The organism is Bartonella sp. AP280QHHD (assembly GCF_042196125.1).
In the GTDB taxonomy this organism is placed as follows: domain Bacteria; phylum Pseudomonadota; class Alphaproteobacteria; order Rhizobiales; family Rhizobiaceae; genus Bartonella.
The window spans coordinates 136,092-154,785 of sequence record NZ_JBHIPQ010000045.1; the positions used below are offsets into that span (position 1 = coordinate 136,092).

The 18,694-nt window shown below is 37.9% G+C and carries 12 protein-coding genes; 9 read left to right on the plus strand and 3 right to left on the minus strand.

Annotation, left to right across the window (positions count from 1 at the left end; all coding sequences use genetic code 11):
• The first annotated feature begins 1 nt into the window (after position 1).
• The 6 genes from ACFIMK_RS07135 (at position 2) to ACFIMK_RS07160 (ending at position 8,722) form a co-directional block, all read left to right on the plus strand.
• Positions 2-775 (plus strand): thiazole synthase, encoded by a 774-nt coding sequence (locus tag ACFIMK_RS07135; protein WP_375629378.1) that lies wholly within the window; start codon positions 2-4, stop codon positions 773-775.
• On the plus strand, positions 772-1,377 hold the full coding sequence (locus ACFIMK_RS07140; protein ID WP_375611199.1) for a thiamine phosphate synthase: 606 nt from the start codon (positions 772-774) through the stop codon (positions 1,375-1,377). Before ACFIMK_RS07135 ends, ACFIMK_RS07140 begins: the two co-directional genes overlap by 4 nt.
• Positions 1,368-2,126: a hydroxymethylpyrimidine/phosphomethylpyrimidine kinase gene (locus tag ACFIMK_RS07145; protein WP_375683102.1), complete on the plus strand. Its 759-nt coding sequence runs from the start codon at positions 1,368-1,370 to the stop codon at positions 2,124-2,126. Before ACFIMK_RS07140 ends, ACFIMK_RS07145 begins: the two co-directional genes overlap by 10 nt.
• A 447-nt stretch (positions 2,127-2,573) precedes the next feature.
• Entirely contained in the window at positions 2,574-3,413 is an 840-nt protein-coding gene (locus ACFIMK_RS07150) for a uracil-DNA glycosylase family protein (RefSeq protein ID WP_375638082.1), read from the plus strand.
• 73 nt (positions 3,414-3,486) lie between these two features.
• Positions 3,487-6,114 carry an aminopeptidase N gene (gene pepN, locus ACFIMK_RS07155; RefSeq protein WP_375683100.1) on the plus strand — a complete coding sequence of 876 codons (2,628 nt, stop codon included), beginning with the start codon at positions 3,487-3,489 and terminating at the stop codon, positions 6,112-6,114.
• A gap of 286 nt (positions 6,115-6,400) precedes the next feature.
• On the plus strand, positions 6,401-8,722 hold the full coding sequence (locus tag ACFIMK_RS07160; protein ID WP_375638080.1) for an ATP-binding protein: 2,322 nt from the start codon (positions 6,401-6,403) through the stop codon (positions 8,720-8,722).
• Here the strand turns inward: ACFIMK_RS07160 and ACFIMK_RS07165 are convergent.
• Positions 8,719-9,243 carry a methylated-DNA--[protein]-cysteine S-methyltransferase gene (locus ACFIMK_RS07165; protein ID WP_375611196.1) on the minus strand — a complete coding sequence of 175 codons (525 nt, stop codon included), beginning with the start codon at positions 9,241-9,243 and terminating at the stop codon, positions 8,719-8,721. The genes ACFIMK_RS07160 and ACFIMK_RS07165 overlap by 4 nt on opposite strands.
• An 816-nt stretch (positions 9,244-10,059) precedes the next feature.
• Between ACFIMK_RS07165 and carB the strand changes: the two genes are divergently transcribed.
• The 3 genes from carB (at position 10,060) to ACFIMK_RS07180 (ending at position 15,527) form a co-directional block, all read left to right on the plus strand.
• On the plus strand, positions 10,060-13,545 hold the full coding sequence (gene carB / locus ACFIMK_RS07170) for a carbamoyl-phosphate synthase large subunit (RefSeq protein ID WP_375628664.1): 3,486 nt from the start codon (positions 10,060-10,062) through the stop codon (positions 13,543-13,545).
• Between the two features lie 247 nt (positions 13,546-13,792).
• Positions 13,793-14,002 (plus strand): cold-shock protein, encoded by a 210-nt coding sequence (locus tag ACFIMK_RS07175; RefSeq protein WP_012754908.1) that lies wholly within the window; start codon positions 13,793-13,795, stop codon positions 14,000-14,002.
• A 322-nt stretch (positions 14,003-14,324) separates the two neighbouring features.
• Complete coding sequence (locus tag ACFIMK_RS07180) at positions 14,325-15,527, plus strand: pyridoxal phosphate-dependent aminotransferase (protein ID WP_375612967.1); 1,203 nt, start codon at positions 14,325-14,327, stop codon at positions 15,525-15,527.
• A 1,162-nt stretch (positions 15,528-16,689) separates the two neighbouring features.
• Here the strand turns inward: ACFIMK_RS07180 and ACFIMK_RS07185 are convergent.
• Together ACFIMK_RS07185 and trxB are read right to left on the minus strand one after the other, a co-directional pair.
• Positions 16,690-17,595, minus strand: a complete 906-nt coding sequence (locus ACFIMK_RS07185) for a LysR family transcriptional regulator (protein WP_273791217.1) — start codon at positions 17,593-17,595, stop codon at positions 16,690-16,692.
• A 42-nt stretch (positions 17,596-17,637) separates the two neighbouring features.
• Positions 17,638-18,594 (minus strand): thioredoxin-disulfide reductase, encoded by a 957-nt coding sequence (trxB, locus tag ACFIMK_RS07190; protein WP_375638079.1) that lies wholly within the window; start codon positions 18,592-18,594, stop codon positions 17,638-17,640.
• Between the last annotated feature and the right edge of the window lie 100 nt (positions 18,595-18,694).

An 18,694-nucleotide genomic window follows, 5' to 3' on the forward strand; every position in this document is an offset into this window, starting at 1 on the left:
TATGCTGAATCTTTATGGACGACAATTCTCTTCCCGTCTTCTATTAGGTACAGCGCAATATCCTTCACCAGCAATCCTTCGTGATGCTATTCATAAATCGAATACGGAAATTGTAACTGTTTCCTTGCGCCGTGAAACTGCAGGTGGAAAACAAGGTGGACAATTTTGGAAATTTCTTCAAGAACTTGGGGTAACAGTGCTTCCTAATACTGCTGGTTGTTATACTGTTAAAGAGGCCGTAACCACAGCCCAATTAGCAAGAGATCTTTTTAAAACAGCTTGGATTAAACTCGAAATTATCGGTAATTCAGACACCTTACAGCCAAATATTTTTTCCTTAATCGAAGCTGCTCAAATTTTAAACAATGAAGGTTTCAAAATTTTTGCCTATACAACGGATGATCTCATTGTTGCTGAAAAACTTTTCGACATTGGTTGCCGTGTTATTATGCCTTGGTGTGCTCCTATTGGTTCTGCCAAAGGACCTCATAATACTGATGGATTGCGTTCTATCCGTGCTTATCTTCCTGATGCTACTCTTGTTATTGATGCCGGCATTGGACGCCCATCACATGCCGCTATTGCGATGGAACTCGGTTATGATGCAGTACTGCTTAATACCGCAGTTGCTAAAGCAGGTGATCCTGTCTTAATGGCTGAAGCATTTTCTAAAGCTGTTCAAGCAGGACGTATGGGATATAAAGCTGGCATGATCGAAGCACGCAATGTAGCAGTCCCTTCAACACCAATCATTGGAAAAGCGGTATTTTCATGAAACTGGATCCATTTTACCTCATCGTTGATAACGCTGATTGGATTGAACGTTTGCTTCCTCTTGGTATCAAGCTCGTACAATTGCGTATGAAACATGAAAATCAACAAATAATCCGTCAACATATCAAGCGTGCAAAAAACATATGCAATAAATTGGGAGCACAATTAATTATTAATGATCATTGGGAAATAGCAATTGATGAAAAGTGTAATTTTATTCATCTGGGACAAGAAGACCTAAGCAATGCTGATCTTCACGCAATTCGTAAAAGTGGTATAAAAGTTGGTCTTAGTACACATGATGAACATGAATTGGATATCGCACTCTCTGCTAATCCTGAGTATATTGCACTTGGTCCTATTTATCCGACAATCTTAAAAAAAATGAAATGGATGCCGCAAGGACTAGAAAAAATCAAACAATGGAGAAAGCGGATTGGTGCTTTACCTTTGGTGGGTATTGGTGGTTTAACACCAGAACGCGCAGTGGGTGTTTTAAAAGCAGGAGCAAATAGTGCTGCTGTTGTGACTGATATTATCCTCCATAAAAAACCAGAAGAGCGTGTACAGCAGTGGATAAAAGTGACACAAACATGGCGTTGATACCTTCTATTCTTATTGTTGCGGGCACTGATCCAACAGGAGGTGCTGGTATTGTTCGTGATATAGAAACCTCTGCACATTTTCAAATAAAAGCAAATTTAGCAATTACTTGTGTTAACGTACAAGATGATAATCGCGTTGTCGAAATCATTGCAATGCGTGGAGACCTCGTCGCTGCGCAAATGCGTGCTGCCCTAGAAGCAAATCCAATAAGCGCAATAAAAATCGGTATGACGGGGACAAAAGCAATTATAGCAGCAATCTGTAACGTACTCAAAGACTATCCCCATGTTCCAGTTATTTTGGACCCTGTACTTGTCGCTTCATCAGGAGGAAAACTAATAACGGAAACAATCATCGACACGATGATCGATAAACTGCTTCCTCATGTTGATCTTTTAACACCGAATAGAGAAGAACTCGCTCTTCTTAGCAAAAGTCCATTGGCATCTCATGATAAGCAAGCAATACAACAAGCAAAAAAACTTTTGTCATTGGGAGCTCGCTCTATTTTAGTAAAAGGGGGACATGCAGAGGGGCCTCTTGCAATTGATAGCTTCATTGACAAAACTGAAGTCATAAATATCTCTACTCCACGTTTAAAAGGAACAATGCGAGGAACAGGTTGCATTCTCTCAAGCGCTATTGCAGCGCATTTAGCATTAAATGAACCTCTCATTTCAGCTGTAAAAAAAGCAAAAGCATATATCCACACATTGCTTTTAACCCATTGTAAAAATAGTTTATAACGTCTTAGTATTTTCTCATATAAAAGTAATATTTATATATTTCAATTAATATATTTAATTTTTTTAATAAAAGTTATTAAAAAATATAATAATATAAAATTTATAATTAATCTTATAAATAAAATAATACAAAATTCACTTTCATTAAGTATTAAATATAGAATATAATGATAAAAAATATTATCACACCACTTGCATTCAGTAAAAAATTCTTTTAGTATGAGTGAGTTTAGTCTGTTTAAAAAGTTGAAATAACGCAATTTAAACAAATTATACATTTAAAGATGCATATAATCGCGAACATTCGCATTTTACGATTTGCCTTTTTTGTGAAAAGAGAGAATCCTATCAGCGTTCTTATACATTAATGGCTAGCGAATACATTTAATAAAACTTGAAGGATAATTTTGTTTGATCTATAATCGCTAGATCATTAGAAAAAATAAAATGTTAAATCAAACACCATGCTCAATTTCCTATGAAGAACTCTTAAACTTTTATAAAGAAAGTGGTGCGGATGCCGTTCTGACGGATTTCCCTATTGATCGTTTTAAGCAGTCTGCTTGTTCAGAGAGAAAATTAATATCTGTCGTGAACATTTCTCATAATCAACAAGCATCTCCCAAAACATCTCCAACCGTAAAATTAGATCATCATCAGCTGCATAACTCTAGGACTATACAAAATGAATCCACAGCTATAGAGAGTGCAAAAAGTGCAAAGACACTTGATGAATTAAAATCTGCTCTCCTTGCATTTAATGGCTGTTCATTAAAATTGACAGCAAAAAATACCTGTTTTTCAGATGGAACAGCAGGAAGCCCCCTGATGCTTATAGGCGAAGCACCAGGACGAGACGAGGATATACAAGGAATTCCTTTTGTGGGAAAAGCTGGGATGTTGCTTAATAAAATCCTCGCATCAATTGGCTTAACAAGAAATAATGTTTACATTGCCAACACTATTCCTTGGCGTCCGCCAGGAAATCGTACACCAACACCAAGAGAAATTGCCTTGTGCCGCCCTTTTATTGAACGGCACATTTATTTAGCGCGTCCTCGTGTTCTTATAGCACTAGGAGGCGTTGCTGCACAGTTTCTTACTGGATCTCAAAATGGGATTATCCGAACAAGAGGGAAATGGCATATCTATGAAAGCGAGGATAATATAAAAATACCTGTTATGCCAACTTTCCACCCAGCTTACCTTCTTAGAACCCCTAGTCAAAAGAAGCTTACATGGATAGACTTCTTAGAAGTAAAAAATCGCCTCGACAGCCTTTTGTAATTCTTTAATCCTATATTGCTTCTAAAATTAACACACCCTTCTTTAACTCTTAAAATACAAATGGGAAAAAACTATGAAACAGCCAATAACATCTATTTATCGTTTGGAAGACTACCAACCAACCCCTTACGTTATCCCTAAAACACAACTTTCTTTCCAATTAGCACCGACAAAAACCTATGTTACAGCCATATTGTCTATTGAATCCCGTCACGATACAAAAGAATTAACACCTCTTGTTCTTTCTGGTGATGATCTTACTTTAATTTCCGTTTCTATTAATGATGAGATATTAGCCCCAAACACTTATAAAGTGACGCCTTCACGTTTAGAAATTACAACGCCACCAACGGTTCCTTTTACATTGAAATTGGTTACGGAACTGAATCCTGAAAGCAACCGCCAACTTATGGGGCTTTATCTTTCAAATGGTGTTTATTGCTCACAATGCGAATCGGAAGGTTTTCGTCGTATTACTTATTTTTACGACCGCCCAGATGTTCTTTCTACCTATAGAGTGAAAATTGAAGCAGATACCCAAACAATCCCAATCTTGCTTTCAAATGGTAATCTGGTGGAAACAGGAACTTTAGAAAATAATCGCCATTTTGCCATTTGGGAAGATCCTTATCCCAAACCATCTTATCTCTTTGCTTTAGTAGGTGGAGATCTTGATAAGTTAGAAGACCATTTTACAACTGTATCTGGACGACGTATCGAGCTTGGTATCTATGTAGAAAAAGGAAAAACCGAACGCGCAACCTATGCAATGGATGCTCTTAAACGTTCCATGCGTTGGGATGAACAATGTTTTGGGCGCGAATATGATCTTGATGTTTTCAATATTGTTGCTGTTTCCGACTTTAATATGGGAGCAATGGAAAACAAAGGCCTTAACGTTTTTAATGATAAATATGTTCTTGTCGATCCTGAAACAGCAACCGATCAGGATTATAGAAATGTTGAACGTGTTATTGCACATGAATATTTTCATAATTGGAGCGGTAATCGTGTTACCTGTCGCGATTGGTTTCAACTCTGTTTAAAAGAAGGATTCACTGTTTATCGTGATCAGGAATTTTCATCAGATCAAAATGTACGCAGCCTACAGCGAATTGAAAATGTAAAAGCATTAAAAGCAACGCAATTTGCAGAAGATGCAGGACCTCTTGCGCATCCTGTGCGTCCTCGTCAATATAGCCAAATTAATAATTTTTACACAACAACTGTTTATGAAAAAGGTGCTGAAGTTGTTCGCATGATACGGACTATTTTAGGTCCTACTCTTTTTCGTAAAGGCACTGATCTTTATTTTCAACGTCATGATGGACAAGCTTGTACAATTGAAGATTTTATTACCTGTTTTGCTGAAGTGTCTGGTCAAGACTTCTCCCAATTCATGCTATGGTATGAACAGGCAGGAACACCCAATGTAGAAATCGATAGTCATTATAGCGATGGTGTTTTAACAATTCATGCAAAGCAACATATTCCCGTTACCCCACAACAAAAAACAAAAAAGCCCATGTTTATCCCTATCGCTTTTGGACTCCTAGGACCTAACGGAGAAAACCTCACCTATGAAGCAGATACAAATATTCAATCAGATGTTATGCTTTTATCCAAGGAAAGCCAAACCTTTACATTAAAGGGACTGCGTGAAAAACCCGTTTTATCACTGCTGCGAGACTTTTCAGCACCAATCATTCTACACACTCCATTCAATGAAAGAGAACTTATTTTTCTTGCACAACATGATGACAATCACATCAATCGCTGGCAATCTCTTAATCATTTAATGACGCAAGCTTTGATTCAAAGCATTCAAGATAAAACACAAGAAAAAGCAACACTCCCTTCTGCTTTGCTAAAGCTGATTGAAACGATCATAACAGATGAAACCTTAGAGCCTGAATTTCGTGCCTTCTGTTTAAATTTACCTAGTGAAGTTGAGCTTGCTCATACAATCGGTAAAAATATTGACCCAGATCGTATTCATTATGTCCGCAATCAGTTTTTAGTTTCACTTGCACAAACTCACCAAGAGCTCTTAACAAAACTCTATGGACAAATGCAAACCCAAGAGCCCTATTCACCAAACACTGCACAAGCTGGAAAGCGAGCATTAAAGAATATCATACTGGATTACCTTTCCATTGCTGAAGCCAATCCAAATCGAGCTGCTATACAGTATGCAACAGCTGATAATATGACTGACCGTATGGCGAGTATCGCTGTTCTCGTGAAGCGTTTTAATGAAAATGAGCAGGCACAAAATGCCTTAAATGATTTTGAAAACAGCTATCAGAATGACCCTTTGGTCATGGATAAATGGTTTTCTATTCAAGCAATGGTTGCTGGCACATCAACACTCGAGAATGTTCAAAAGCTCATGCAACATCCGCTGTTTTCACAAGATAATCCTAATCGTGTACGTTCTCTAATCGGTGTTTTTGCCTCTAACAATCTCACGGGCTTTAACAGGATGGATGGAGCATCTTATCATTTTCTTTGCCAAGTTATTTTGGAAATTGACAAAAAAAATCCACAGCTTGCTTCACGATTATTAACAATGATGCGCTCTTGGCGACAATTAGAACCTATTCGACAACAAAAACTTGAAACTGAATTAAAAATGATTGCTGCTGCGCCAAAATTATCAAGCGATGTTGCTGATATCATCAACCGTCTGCTTACTTGAAACAAAAAATTATTTTAAATCAATATGCTATAATATTTTTTAAAATAAATTCTATAAACTATTCGATCATCATTAAATCTATAAACAGGCAATCTAAGCCTGTTTATAGATCACGTTTAAAGTACTTTTTTCTTTTCATATTCCAAAATCATAAAAGTAAAATTATTTTTTTTTAAAAAAAGACTGGACAGAAGACTCCTGTTTTGATTCATTGCACTCGATGGGGTTACTATGAATATCGAAGCAGTTTTTAAATCACATTATTCCAGAATTAAAGGAACGCGAAATGGCTAAATTGGACGCATATAATGCGCCAAGGGAGATGTATGCTGATTCAAAATCAAGCGCTCAAAGTCGCAAGGAGCGGACAGAGCGTACCAATCTGTTTTCTGGTTCTGCCTATAAAAAACTTCTTTTTATTGAACCTTGGCTGCGACGTTCACTCCCATTTGTAATTCTTGCATTTCTTGTTATACTAGCAGCAATCCGTTTCCTATCAATCTATGATTGGCGCAACACAATTGATAAAAACACGCATTCTACCATCGCTCTCTTAGCTTCTCATATTACCAATACAATCGACCGTGACTTACTTGCCGCCACTCGACAAGGAAAAGCTGCTGCTCTTTCTCATAATCATTTACAAAATATCCTGACTAATTTTCGTAACAAAGGTTTTATAAAAACCAGCGCTGTTATTGCTATTGTCGATCAAAAAGGCAATGTCCTAGCTTCATCAAGTTCCGAGATTGTCTTAGGAAAACCCTTACAGAATTTTACCTCTGAAAGCATTACTTTACAAGCTCTAGGAAAACATGCTGGAATCATGAAAATTACAATAGGAAAAGATATTCCTGCTCTCGCTTCCTTTCAGCAAACAGAAAATGGACAATATGGGGTATTCATCAGTGAAAAAATGCAACATATTTACATGGAATGGCGGAAAGCTCTCTCGTTAAATATAACCATGTTCATTGGAACTAGTGGCGTTATCCTTGCTCTTCTTTATGCTTATTACAACCAAATTGTACGAGCACGCAAAACAGATCTTGTTTCAGAAAAAATTCAAAACCGTATTGATATGGCAATGATGCGTGGACGCTGTGGACTATGGGATTGGAATATGGCAAGTGGACGCGTCTACTGGTCACGAGCAATGTACGAAATGCTCGGCTATGTCCCTCAAGATGCATTGCTCTCAATTTCCCAAATTAGCGCCATTATCAATCCAAATGATGCGAATTTTTTTGACCTTGCTCAGGAATTAATGAGCGGTAAAAAAAAGCATATCGATATTAACGTTCCTATGCGTCATGCTGATGGTCATTATGTATGGATGCGCATTCGTGCCGAAGTTACTGAAGAAGAAGAACCCCATTTGGTTGGTATTTCCTTCGATATTAGTGAACAGCAACAATTGGCTGAACAAACAGCGCAAGCCGACCTTCGTATCCGTGATGCGATTGAAAACATTTCAGAATCTTTCGTCTTGTGGGATGCTGAAGGACGTTTAGTCATGTCCAACAGCAAATTTTGCGAATATGCCGCTATTCCTAAACAAATTCTCCAATCAGGTATCCAACGTGCAACCGTCGAAGCCATGGCACGCCCTGCACTCAGTGAATATCCCCTTAAAGATGATGGTACTGGTAACTTAACCAGTATTCGCCAAACGGCAGATGGTTGTTGGCTCAAAATTAACGAACGACGAACCCAAGATGGAGGATTGGTTTGTATTGGTACTGACATTTCTGAGCTTAAACAACAACAGGAAAAATTTGAAGACAGTGAAAGGCGTCTTTTCTCTTTCATTCAAGAACTCAAGCGCGCGCGAGGGAGTGCTCAACAACGCGCAACAGAAGTTGAAAAACTTAATAAAAGTCTGAAAGCAGAAAAAGAACGCGCCGAAAGTGCTAATAAGGCTAAATCAGAATTTTTAGCCAATATGTCTCATGAATTGCGCACGCCTCTGAATGCTATTCTTGGTTTTTCAGATATCATGTTGCAATCGACTTTTGGTCCTCTTGGTTCACAACGCTATAAGGAATATATGCATGATATTTACAATTCAGGAACCCATCTTCTAACCCTTATCAATGACATCCTTGATATGTCAAAAATCGAAGCAGGAAGATTTACGCTTGATTGTAAAAATACCGATCTTGAGCCCATCATTAGTGAAGCAGTACGAACACTAACACCTCAAGCTCAAGAAAAAAATATTGTTGTTACAACAAACATTACCCCAGAACTTCATGCTGAAGTTGATGGTCGTGCAATGAAACAGATTTTCCTTAATCTCATCTCTAATGCCGTTAAATTTACGCCTTCTGGCGGAAATATTGATGTCTGCGCTTTCAAGAAAAAAAATAACCTTATTTTTAAAATTACAGATACAGGCGTTGGTATTCCCCAATCAGCAATTAAAAAACTTGGGCAACCTTTTGAACAAGTCGAAAATCAGCTCACTAAATCTCATACGGGCTCAGGTCTTGGATTAGCCATTTCACGCTCCTTGCTAGAACTCCACAAAGGAAAACTTGAAATTACTTCAAAAGAAATGAAAGGAACAACTGTAACGATTATAATGCCCATCACACAAAGTTAAATTTTTCCATTTTGTTCCCGTTGTAGTAAAATCTGTTTCCGTTTTTCCCCCCAACGATACCCTGAAATAAAACCATTTTTACGCACAACACGATGACACGGAATGATAATAGCCAATTCGTTACGTGCACAGGCATGAGCAACGGCACGAAAAGCTTTCGGCATACCAATACGGCATGCTAAGATCTCATATGAAATTGTTTCACCACATGGTATATCACATAATACTGCCCATACTTGTCGTTGAAAAACTGTACCATTTATATCTAAGGGAAAATTATATTTTTTTACCAGCTTAGGTGTTTCTATCATGGCTATAATATGGGCAACTTCTCTCTTAAATGTATTGTCACCTACAACTTGTTGTACATCACCAAAGCGTATCGTAAACTCCTGTAATAATTGCTCTATAGTGTCTCCTAACGCTATATGACAAATCCCTTTTTGAGACCTAGCCACCAAAAGCTTTCCTATTGATACATCTTTCAGACAGAATACTCTCGTTTGGGAAATATTCAGCATTTTAGCCTTCTTTATATTTTAAAAAGTTTTGAACATCATCCATAAAGTAAAGGGAGAGTATTCACTATCTTTTAAAAACAAACAAAATCATTCTGAAATTATCTCCTTAGCCATTGTATTAAATACACTCTCACCTTTTTATGAAATGGAAAGATACATAGATTGACTTTCTTCCTACCCTAAGACGGAAACTTCGACCAGAGCTGATCTATCAACAATCTTGCTTTTTATATAACAGATTCCAACTGAACCCATTTGATATGGTTTATTTCATAAGCTCTCTACAGACAAATCCTGCTCTGAATTCTATCATACACTCTAACAAAAACACCTTAATGTGGTAAATTTTCATACCTTATATCACAACTCTAAACGGCAGTATTTTACGGAACAACACGATAAGCTTCCCATTTTATTTTACGAAATCCCATCGAACCATAAATAATAGCTTATGTTTTACAAGCAACAGAAAAAGCGCGTGCTCTCTTAAGCAAAAAACGTCATAAAACACAAAGAAAGTATGCCGGCAATGGATTGGAAAGATGTTCCGGCTTTTTATGCTCCACAGTATGCTTGAATATTCTAATTTGTTGGAGCACTGTTATTATTTTTTATCAAAGGTCATACTTTTGATAAACTGACGAGATGACTCAACTCAAAAAAGAAATTTATCTTCAATTTTATGAAAAAAAGCATGGAAAAGGTATTTTAATGCTTACTTTCTTTTTCACTTAACTTATAAAATGACGGTAGCCTCAGAACTAAAATATTTTGCCCGCAACAATCACACACAGATATTTGTCATAGGAAAAAGTCATGCCCAAACGCACAGATATAAAATCTATTCTTATCATCGGAGCAGGACCTATTATCATTGGTCAGGCATGTGAATTTGATTATTCAGGCACTCAAGCCTGTAAAGCATTAAAAGAAGAAGGTTACCGAATTATTTTGGTAAATTCTAATCCTGCCACGATTATGACAGATCCAGATCTAGCTGATGCAACTTATATAGAGCCCATTACTCCTGAAATAGTTGCCAAAATTATTGCTCACGAGCGTCCCGATGCCCTTTTGCCCACTATGGGAGGACAAACAGCCCTCAATACTGCTTTATCATTAAAGCGTATGGGTATTCTAGACCGCTATCATGTTGAAATGATAGGAGCCAATGCTGATGCTATTGATAAAGCTGAAGATCGTGCTTTATTCCGCCAAGCGATGGCAAAAATCGGTTTGGAAACGCCACGCTCTATGTTAGCCAATGCAACAGAACTGAAAGAAGAAAATCGCCAACAACACGCAAAAACGTGTGCTGAACTTAAAGCAAAACTTTCTGGTGCTGCGCTTGACAAAGCACTCGAAGAACTTGAGCGCAACTGGCGACATACCGAAGCTGATCGCAAACAACATTATATCGCTCATGCAACAGCAAAAGCAGTTCAAGCTCTTGATGTTGTTGGGCTTCCAGCTATTATTCGTCCTTCATTCACCCTTGGTGGAACTGGTGGTGGAATCGCTTATAACCGCTCTGAATTCTATGAAATTATTGAACGTGGGCTTGAAGCTTCACCAACAACAGAAGTATTAATTGAAGAAAGTGTTTTAGGGTGGAAAGAATATGAGATGGAAGTTGTTCGTGATAAGAACGACAACTGTATCATCGTTTGTTCTATTGAAAACATTGATCCAATGGGGATTCATACCGGTGATTCGATCACTGTAGCACCTGCTCTCACCTTAACCGATAAAGAATATCAATGTATGCGTAATGCTTCGATTGCTGTTTTGCGAGAAATTGGTGTTGAAACGGGGGGATCCAATGTACAGTTTGCTGTCAATCCTGAAAATGGGCGCCTCATTGTTATTGAAATGAATCCGCGTGTTTCTCGCTCTTCAGCGCTTGCCTCAAAAGCAACGGGGTTTCCCATTGCCAAAGTAGCGGCTAAACTGGCTGTTGGTTATACACTTGATGAATTAAAAAATGATATCACGGGTGGTGCAACACCAGCATCATTTGAACCTTCTATTGACTATATTGTGACAAAAATTCCTCGTTTTGCGTTCGAAAAATTTCCCGGTTCATCACCTGTCCTCACAACTGCGATGAAATCTGTAGGAGAAGTCATGGCAATTGGACGCACTTTTCAAGAATCGTTACAAAAAGCACTCCGTGGACTTGAAACAGGGCTTACGGGTCTTGATGAAATTGTGATTCCAGAGCATGCTGAAGGTGATGAAAAAAGTTCTATACGCTCAGCCATTGCCATACCAAGCCCTGATCGTCTACGCTATATTGCTCAAGCCATGCGCACAGGCTTACCCTTAAATGAGATTCACCAAATTAGCAAAATTGATCCGTGGTTTTTAGAACAAATAGCCTCCATCATTGAAATGGAGCAGCGTATCCGCATTCATGGATTACCCCAAGACGCAGATAATTTACGTATGTTAAAAGCTATGGGCTTTTCAGATGCGCGATTAGCCTCCCTTACAGGGAAAGAACCCGATTATATCGCAGCTTTACGTAAATCACTGAATGTTAAACACGTCTTCAAACGGATTGATACTTGTGCCGCTGAATTTTCTTCTCCTACAGCCTATATGTATTCAACATATGAAGTTCCCTTTGCAGGTGTAGAGCACTCGGAAGCACACGTTTCTGAACGCAAAAAAATTGCTATTTTAGGCGGTGGACCAAACCGCATTGGGCAAGGTATTGAATTTGATTACTGTTGCTGCCACGCTGCTTTTGCACTGCGTGATGCAGGATTTGAAGCGATTATGATTAACTGTAATCCTGAAACAGTTTCAACCGACTATGATACCTCTGATCGCCTTTACTTTGAATCTTTAACAACAGAAGACGTTATCGCTATTTTAGAAGCAGAACAGGAAAAAGGAGATTTGGTTGGAGTCATCGTCCAATTTGGCGGACAAACACCCTTGAAATTGGCAAGCGCTCTAGAAAAACACAATATCCCCATCCTAGGTACTTCACCTGACGCTATCGACTTAGCAGAAGATAGAGACCGCTTTCAAAAACTGTTATTTAAACTTAATTTAACACAACCTCAAAATGGTATTGCCCACTCCATTGAACAAGCACGCCTCATTGCCCACGAACTAGGCTTCCCTTTGGTTGTACGTCCCTCTTATGTTTTAGGAGGACGTGCTATGCAAATTATTCGTGATGAACGTAGCTTACAAAATTATTTACTTGAGAGTGTCCCTGAATTAATTTCAGAAGATATCAAAGTCCGTTATCCTAACGACACAACAGGACAAATCAATATATTGCTTGGTAAAAATCCGCTTCTCTTTGATACCTATTTAACAGAAGCAATTGAAGTAGATGTTGATTGTCTATGTGATGGTAACGAAACACTAATCGTTGGTATTATGGAACATATTGAAGAAGCTGGTATCCACTCTGGTGATTCAGCATGTTCTCTACCAGTCCATACGCTCTCAAATAAAATAGTTACTGAATTAGAGCGCCAAACCAAAGCATTAGCACAAGCACTTCATGTTCGCGGCTTAATGAATGTACAATATGCTATAAAAGATGACACCATTTATGTCTTAGAAGTCAATCCCCGTGCTTCACGTACTGTCCCATTTGTTGCAAAAACGATTGGTCGCCCTATTGCTAAAATGGCTGCACGTATTATGGCAGGAGAAACGCTTCATGATGCTCTTGAAGCTTATGGTGGATTACCTTCTTTGCAAAAAAAACAACATATTGCCGTCAAGGAAGCAGTATTTCCTTTTGCTCGTTTTTCAGGTGTTGATACACTTCTTGGTCCAGAAATGCGCTCAACCGGTGAAGTTATGGGACTTGACTATGAATTTTCGCTTGCTTTTGCTAAAGCCCAACTTGGAGCTGGTGTAAAACTCCCTAAAAAGGGAACTTTGTTCGTTTCTGTAAGGGATGAAGATAAAAAACGCATCTTAAATCCTGTAAAACGTTTAACTGAGCTTGGCTTTTCTGTTGTCGCCACAAGTGGAACACAAAAATTTCTCACCGAACACCACGTTGAAGCAAAAAAAATTAACAAAGTTCTAGAGGGACACCCCCATATTGAAGACGCTATTCGTAATCGCCAAATTCAATTGATTTTTAATACAACTAGCACTGCCAGTGCCATCTCAGACTCAAAATCATTACGTTATGCAGCACTCATGCAAAATGTTCCCTATTATACAACAATAGCTGGAGCCGAAGCCGTCGTAGAAGCGATCAAAGCACTCAAAAAAAGGCACCTTGAGGTACGTTCACTACAAAGTTATTTTAGTTGAATTTTTTTCTACTTAGCAAAATATACACTGTTTTCTTATTTTTTCTTTATATAAAAATTGATTAAGACTTGCTTTTTGTTCTAAAAACTTTTATAGAGGTTTCATCGAATTTTCGGTTACGTGACTTTCTTTCCTGTGCAATCTGCACTTTCGACGAAACTTCTCCCACCTAATTTCGATCTACAACCGTATTGAAGAAATGAAAGCTTCAATGCTCAATATAATTATATATTCTAAGGAGTTTCCTATGTCTACAGGAACAGTTAAGTGGTTTAATACAACAAAAGGTTTCGGATTCATTCAGCCTAGCGATGGTAGTGCAGATGTATTTGTACACATTTCTGCCGTCGAGCGTTCAGGTCTAAACAGTCTTAATGAAGGGCAAAAAATCTCTTATGATGTTCTTCAAGATCGTCGTTCAGGAAAATTTGCCGCTGGTAACCTTGCAGCACTTTAAAGTTTAAATTCTGCAATATTTTATTTAGAAATCTTCGTCTGTAAAGACGAAGATTTTTTTATTTTGTATAAAGCATTATTTTACCTTGTTAAAATAAAAGACTGCTTATCTCCTTTGCACAATTTATCAAACCTCTCTTATACTTCCTCAAAAACTTTCATAAAATCTACGAAGAGATTATCTTGTAAAATATCTCAAAAAAGAAGAATATAAAGCCCGTGTAAGAGTATTTTGGAAGTTTTTTATTGCATACAATATAATCTCTTATAGAATATCCTTAAAGCAATAACCATTTGTTGATATAATATAAGGATTTAAAATTATGGCTTTTATTGCCGACAAACTGTCTCGTATCAAACCTTCTGCAACAATTGCTGCTTCTCAAAAGGCCCGCCATTTAAAAGCATTAGGGCGCAATGTTATTGCTTTAAGTGCTGGAGAGCCAGACTTTGATACCCCAGACAACATCAAAAACGCGGCTATTGAAGCTATTCGAAGGGGAGAAACAAAATACCCTCCCATATCAGGAATTCCAGAATTGCGCCAAGCAATTTCTGCAAAGTTTAAAAGAGAAAATAATCTTCTTTACCAACCAGAACAAATTATTGTTGGTACCGGTGGAAAACAAATTCTCTTTAATGCATTCATGGCAACTTTGAATAAAGGAGATGAGGTCATCATTCCATCCCCTTATTGGGTTAGTTATCCAGAAATGGTCGCACTCAACGATGGTACGCCTGTCTTTTTAGAAACAAAAGCCGAATTTTCTTATAAACTCCAACCACAAGAGCTAGAAGCTGCCATTACCCCCAAAACCAAATGGTTCATCTTTAACTCTCCTTCAAATCCATCAGGTGCCGCTTATACACATAATGAATTGAAAAAACTTACAGATGTTTTAGTAAAATATCCTCATGTTTATATCCTTTCCGATGATATATATGAACATCTCACATATGAGGGTTTTACCTTTGTGACTCCAGCTCAAGTAGAACCAGCGCTTTATGAGCGTACACTCACAATGAATGGTGTTTCTAAAGCCTATGCGATGACGGGATGGAGAATCGGTTATGCAGGCGGACCACAAGAACTCATTAAAGCCATGGATACCATTCAAGGACAGCAAACATCTGGAACAAGTGTCATTTCACAATGGGCTGCGGTTGAAGCACTCAACGGGCCACAAGACTTTATTGCTAAAAATAAAAGTATTTTTCAAGCACGCCGTGATCTCGTTGTCTCCATGCTAAATCAAGCTCCTGGCATTCACTGTCCAACGCCTGAGGGTGCTTTTTATGTTTATCCTTCTTGCACCGGACTTATTGGAAAGAAAACACCCAATGGTCAACGTATTACGAATGATGAAGACTTTGCCATAGCGCTTCTAGAAACAGAAGCTGTTGCTGTCGTCCAAGGATCTGCTTTTGGACTTGGATCAACTTTTCGTATTTCTTATGCAACATCAGAAGAATTACTTGAAAAAGCTTGTATACGTATACAGCGTTTTTGCAACAGTTTAATTTAAAATTTTTAATATCATCTCTTGTGATTGTTTTTTGCCGAATGTTAGTATATCCGAGAAAATATCTGAAACTGTGTCATGGTCTAAATCTATCGATTCAGCAAAAATATCTATGAATAAACACAAAAATAGATGCTGTAGATAAAGATCAAAAAAATTTAGCTATCAAATAAATGAATCGGTCTATTATCATAAGAGATGACAAGCCTATTCTACTTTCTCCATTCAATTTATAACTCTAAAAAAGACCGAGCACTTTTAAACACAATTGCCCTTATAATCAAAGGCCCTTACAATAAAATCTCTTCTATTTCTCAGCTTCTTCTTCGTCCTAAAACGAAGAAGAAGCCACCTCCCATCGTTGTGTAAGCAATCCAGTTTCCTTTAAGTTCTATTTAATAACTACTTGATTTACTTCATAGGCTTTATGAACAAGACCTGCCTTAAATATTCACCTCACATTCTAATAAAAAGCACTTCATGTATAAGGTTTTAAATATTTTATATCACACCCCTAAAAGACAGACTTTTACAGTACAATAGAATATCCCCTCTCAAACTCCTCATTGAATTTTAGTATTCTTAAAAAAATTGTTGGATATCCACCAGTTTCGAAATTTTTTCTTTATCATCTTCCCATATATTGCAATTTCTAGGGACTCTTTCAAAAATTTAAAAAAAAGCCGGACATATGTCCGGCAAATTTGGAAAATCCTCAGAGATAAAATCAATCTGATAGATCTTCGTAAGGGAACACTCAAGAAAACGAAACTGGGAGGCAACATAATCAAGAGATAGTATTCTATGTCATTTTATAAGGAAAAGCACAATAAAGACTTAAGCGTATCTGCTATGCAATAAACACATAGCTTTAAATTTGTCTCCATCATGTACCACTCTCTTTAATTAAATAGTAAAAATGTTAACTACACCATCACACGATTGTCCATTTTTCAATATATAATAACCCTCACGGTTGCTAGTATTCATAAAAAACATTTATCCCTCTTTTCAAAAATATTTACCCGTACGGACTCCCTCCACTTTTAATGTGCAACAAATAATTTTAATTGATTCAATATAGGCAAATTTGAAACGAAAGAATATTACGGGAGTCTCAAGTTGCAAAACAGCTAATTATTCCTTATAAATTAAGATATTAATATTAAAAAGACCACTGGCGAGCTTTTAAAAAAATATAATCTCGAAAAGCATTTAACCTTGCCAAATTCTTTAAATTATAAGGATAACAAAAAAAAGTATCAAAAGAAGGAATATCAACCATATCAGGAAAAAGACGCACTAAATGCTCATCATTATTGACGATATAATCAGGAAGCACAGCAATCCCAAGATCACGCATAAGCGCATTCTTTATTGAGATGATATTGTTGATTTGTAAAACTGAAACGCGCAATGATCCATCACTTCTACCAGCCTTTTCCAACCAATTTAAACCAGACAAATAAGGTGGAACAGGTTCACCGAACGAAATAATACGATGCTCATCGAGATCAGACAATTTTTCCGGCTTTCCATAATTTGCAATATACTTTTCCGAAGCATAGACATGCATATGAATTGTAAAGAGTTTTCTTTGTATAAGATCAGGTTGTTTGGGTTGATGTAAGCGAACAGCACAATCCGCATGACACATTGTCAAATCAAGCTCTTCATCGGAAAGCAAAAGCTGAACCTGCATATCAGGATAAAGACTAAGAAATTCTGGCATACGCTCTGCAATCCACCCTGCCCCCATTCCAAAGGTCGAGGTCACACGCAAGTGCCCCGTTGGTTTTGCATAGCTTTCACTTAATTGCAAACGCACACTTTCAAGCTTCATCAAAACATCATGAGCTGTACGATAAAGAGTTTCTCCCTGTTCTGTAAGAATCAAACCACGCGCATGACGTTGAAATAAGGATACCCCAACCTCTTGTTCTAAAGCCGAAACCTGTCGTGAAACGGCTGATTGAGATAAATGAAGTTTTTGAGCAGCATGCGTAAAAGATCCCGCTTCTGCTGCAGCGTGAAAAACCCTTAACTTATCCCAATCCAACGGTGGCGCCACAATTAATTCTACCTCTATATTCTCTATGTTCTCAATGAATGACTAACGCCTGGGTATATCCAAAAACCGTTCTGCTTCCAACGCTGCCATACATCCTCTTCCCGCAGCTGTTACAGCTTGGCGGAATGTTTCATCTGTCACATCCCCAGCAGCAAAAACACCAGCAATGCTTGTTGCTGTTGAGTCGGGTGCTGTCCATAAATAGCCGCCTCGTTTTTGTTTCAGCTGTCCTTCAAACAGAGAAACAGCAGGATCATGCCCAATGGCAATAAATATGCCCTCTGCATTCACTTTCATCTCGTGACCTGTCTTAACATTTTTCAGACGTGCCCCTGTTACAACAGCGCCCATTGAATCTTGAGCTGGCAGCCCCACAATTTCTTCAACCACATGATCCCAAAGAACACGCACATTATTACAAGCCAGCAACCTATCTTGTAAAATTTTTTCTGCCCGAAACTGCCCCCGCCTGTGAACCACGCTTACACTTTTAGCCAAATGCGATAAATAAAGTGCTTCTTCAACAGCCGTATTTCCTCCTCCCACGACAATAACGTCCTTATCACGATAAAAAAAGCCATCACATGTAGCACAAGCGGAAACACCTCCGCCCATAAAGGTCTGTTCACTTTCTAAACCAAGCCAGCGCGCTTGAGCTCCTGTTGCAATAATCAGTGCATCACAAGAATATTGTGTTCCTGAATCCCCATATAAGACAAAAGGATACTTCAACAAATCAGCCTTTATAATTGTATCATAAACAATTTTTGTCCCCATATTCTCAGCTTGTTTTGCCATTTGTTCCATCAACCATGGTCCTTGAATGGGATCTGCAAAACCTGGATAATTCTCAACATCAGTTGTAATTGTCAATTGTCCCCCCTGCTGCAAGCCCGTCACCAAAACAGGCTTAAGCATTGCTCTTGCTGCATAGACCGCCGCTGTATAACCAGCCGGACCTGAGCCAATAATCAGCAGACGAATATGCGATTGTACCATTAAATCCCCTTCACTTTATTATAAATTAATTATTCTATAAATGATAACGGAATGCAGCCTTTTAAAAAAATATTTTTCAAGAGCCCTAATTATGTTATGT

Excerpts from the sequence above, each read along its gene's own strand:
- ACFIMK_RS07135 (WP_375629378.1), top strand. The coding sequence starts at position 2 with ATGCTGAATCTTTATGGACGACAATTCTCTTCCCGTCTTCTATTAGGT.
- ACFIMK_RS07140 (WP_375611199.1), top strand. The coding sequence starts at position 772 with ATGAAACTGGATCCATTTTACCTCATCGTTGATAACGCTGATTGGATT.
- ACFIMK_RS07145 (WP_375683102.1), top strand. The coding sequence starts at position 1,368 with ATGGCGTTGATACCTTCTATTCTTATTGTTGCGGGCACTGATCCAACA.
- ACFIMK_RS07150 (WP_375638082.1), top strand. The coding sequence starts at position 2,574 with ATGTTAAATCAAACACCATGCTCAATTTCCTATGAAGAACTCTTAAAC.
- pepN (WP_375683100.1), top strand. The coding sequence starts at position 3,487 with ATGAAACAGCCAATAACATCTATTTATCGTTTGGAAGACTACCAACCA.
- ACFIMK_RS07160 (WP_375638080.1), top strand. The coding sequence starts at position 6,401 with ATGGCTAAATTGGACGCATATAATGCGCCAAGGGAGATGTATGCTGAT.
- ACFIMK_RS07165 (WP_375611196.1), bottom strand. The coding sequence starts at position 9,243 with ATGCTGAATATTTCCCAAACGAGAGTATTCTGTCTGAAAGATGTATCA.
- carB (WP_375628664.1), top strand. The coding sequence starts at position 10,060 with ATGCCCAAACGCACAGATATAAAATCTATTCTTATCATCGGAGCAGGA.
- ACFIMK_RS07175 (WP_012754908.1), top strand. The coding sequence starts at position 13,793 with ATGTCTACAGGAACAGTTAAGTGGTTTAATACAACAAAAGGTTTCGGA.
- ACFIMK_RS07180 (WP_375612967.1), top strand. The coding sequence starts at position 14,325 with ATGGCTTTTATTGCCGACAAACTGTCTCGTATCAAACCTTCTGCAACA.
- trxB (WP_375638079.1), bottom strand. The coding sequence starts at position 18,594 with ATGGTACAATCGCATATTCGTCTGCTGATTATTGGCTCAGGTCCGGCT.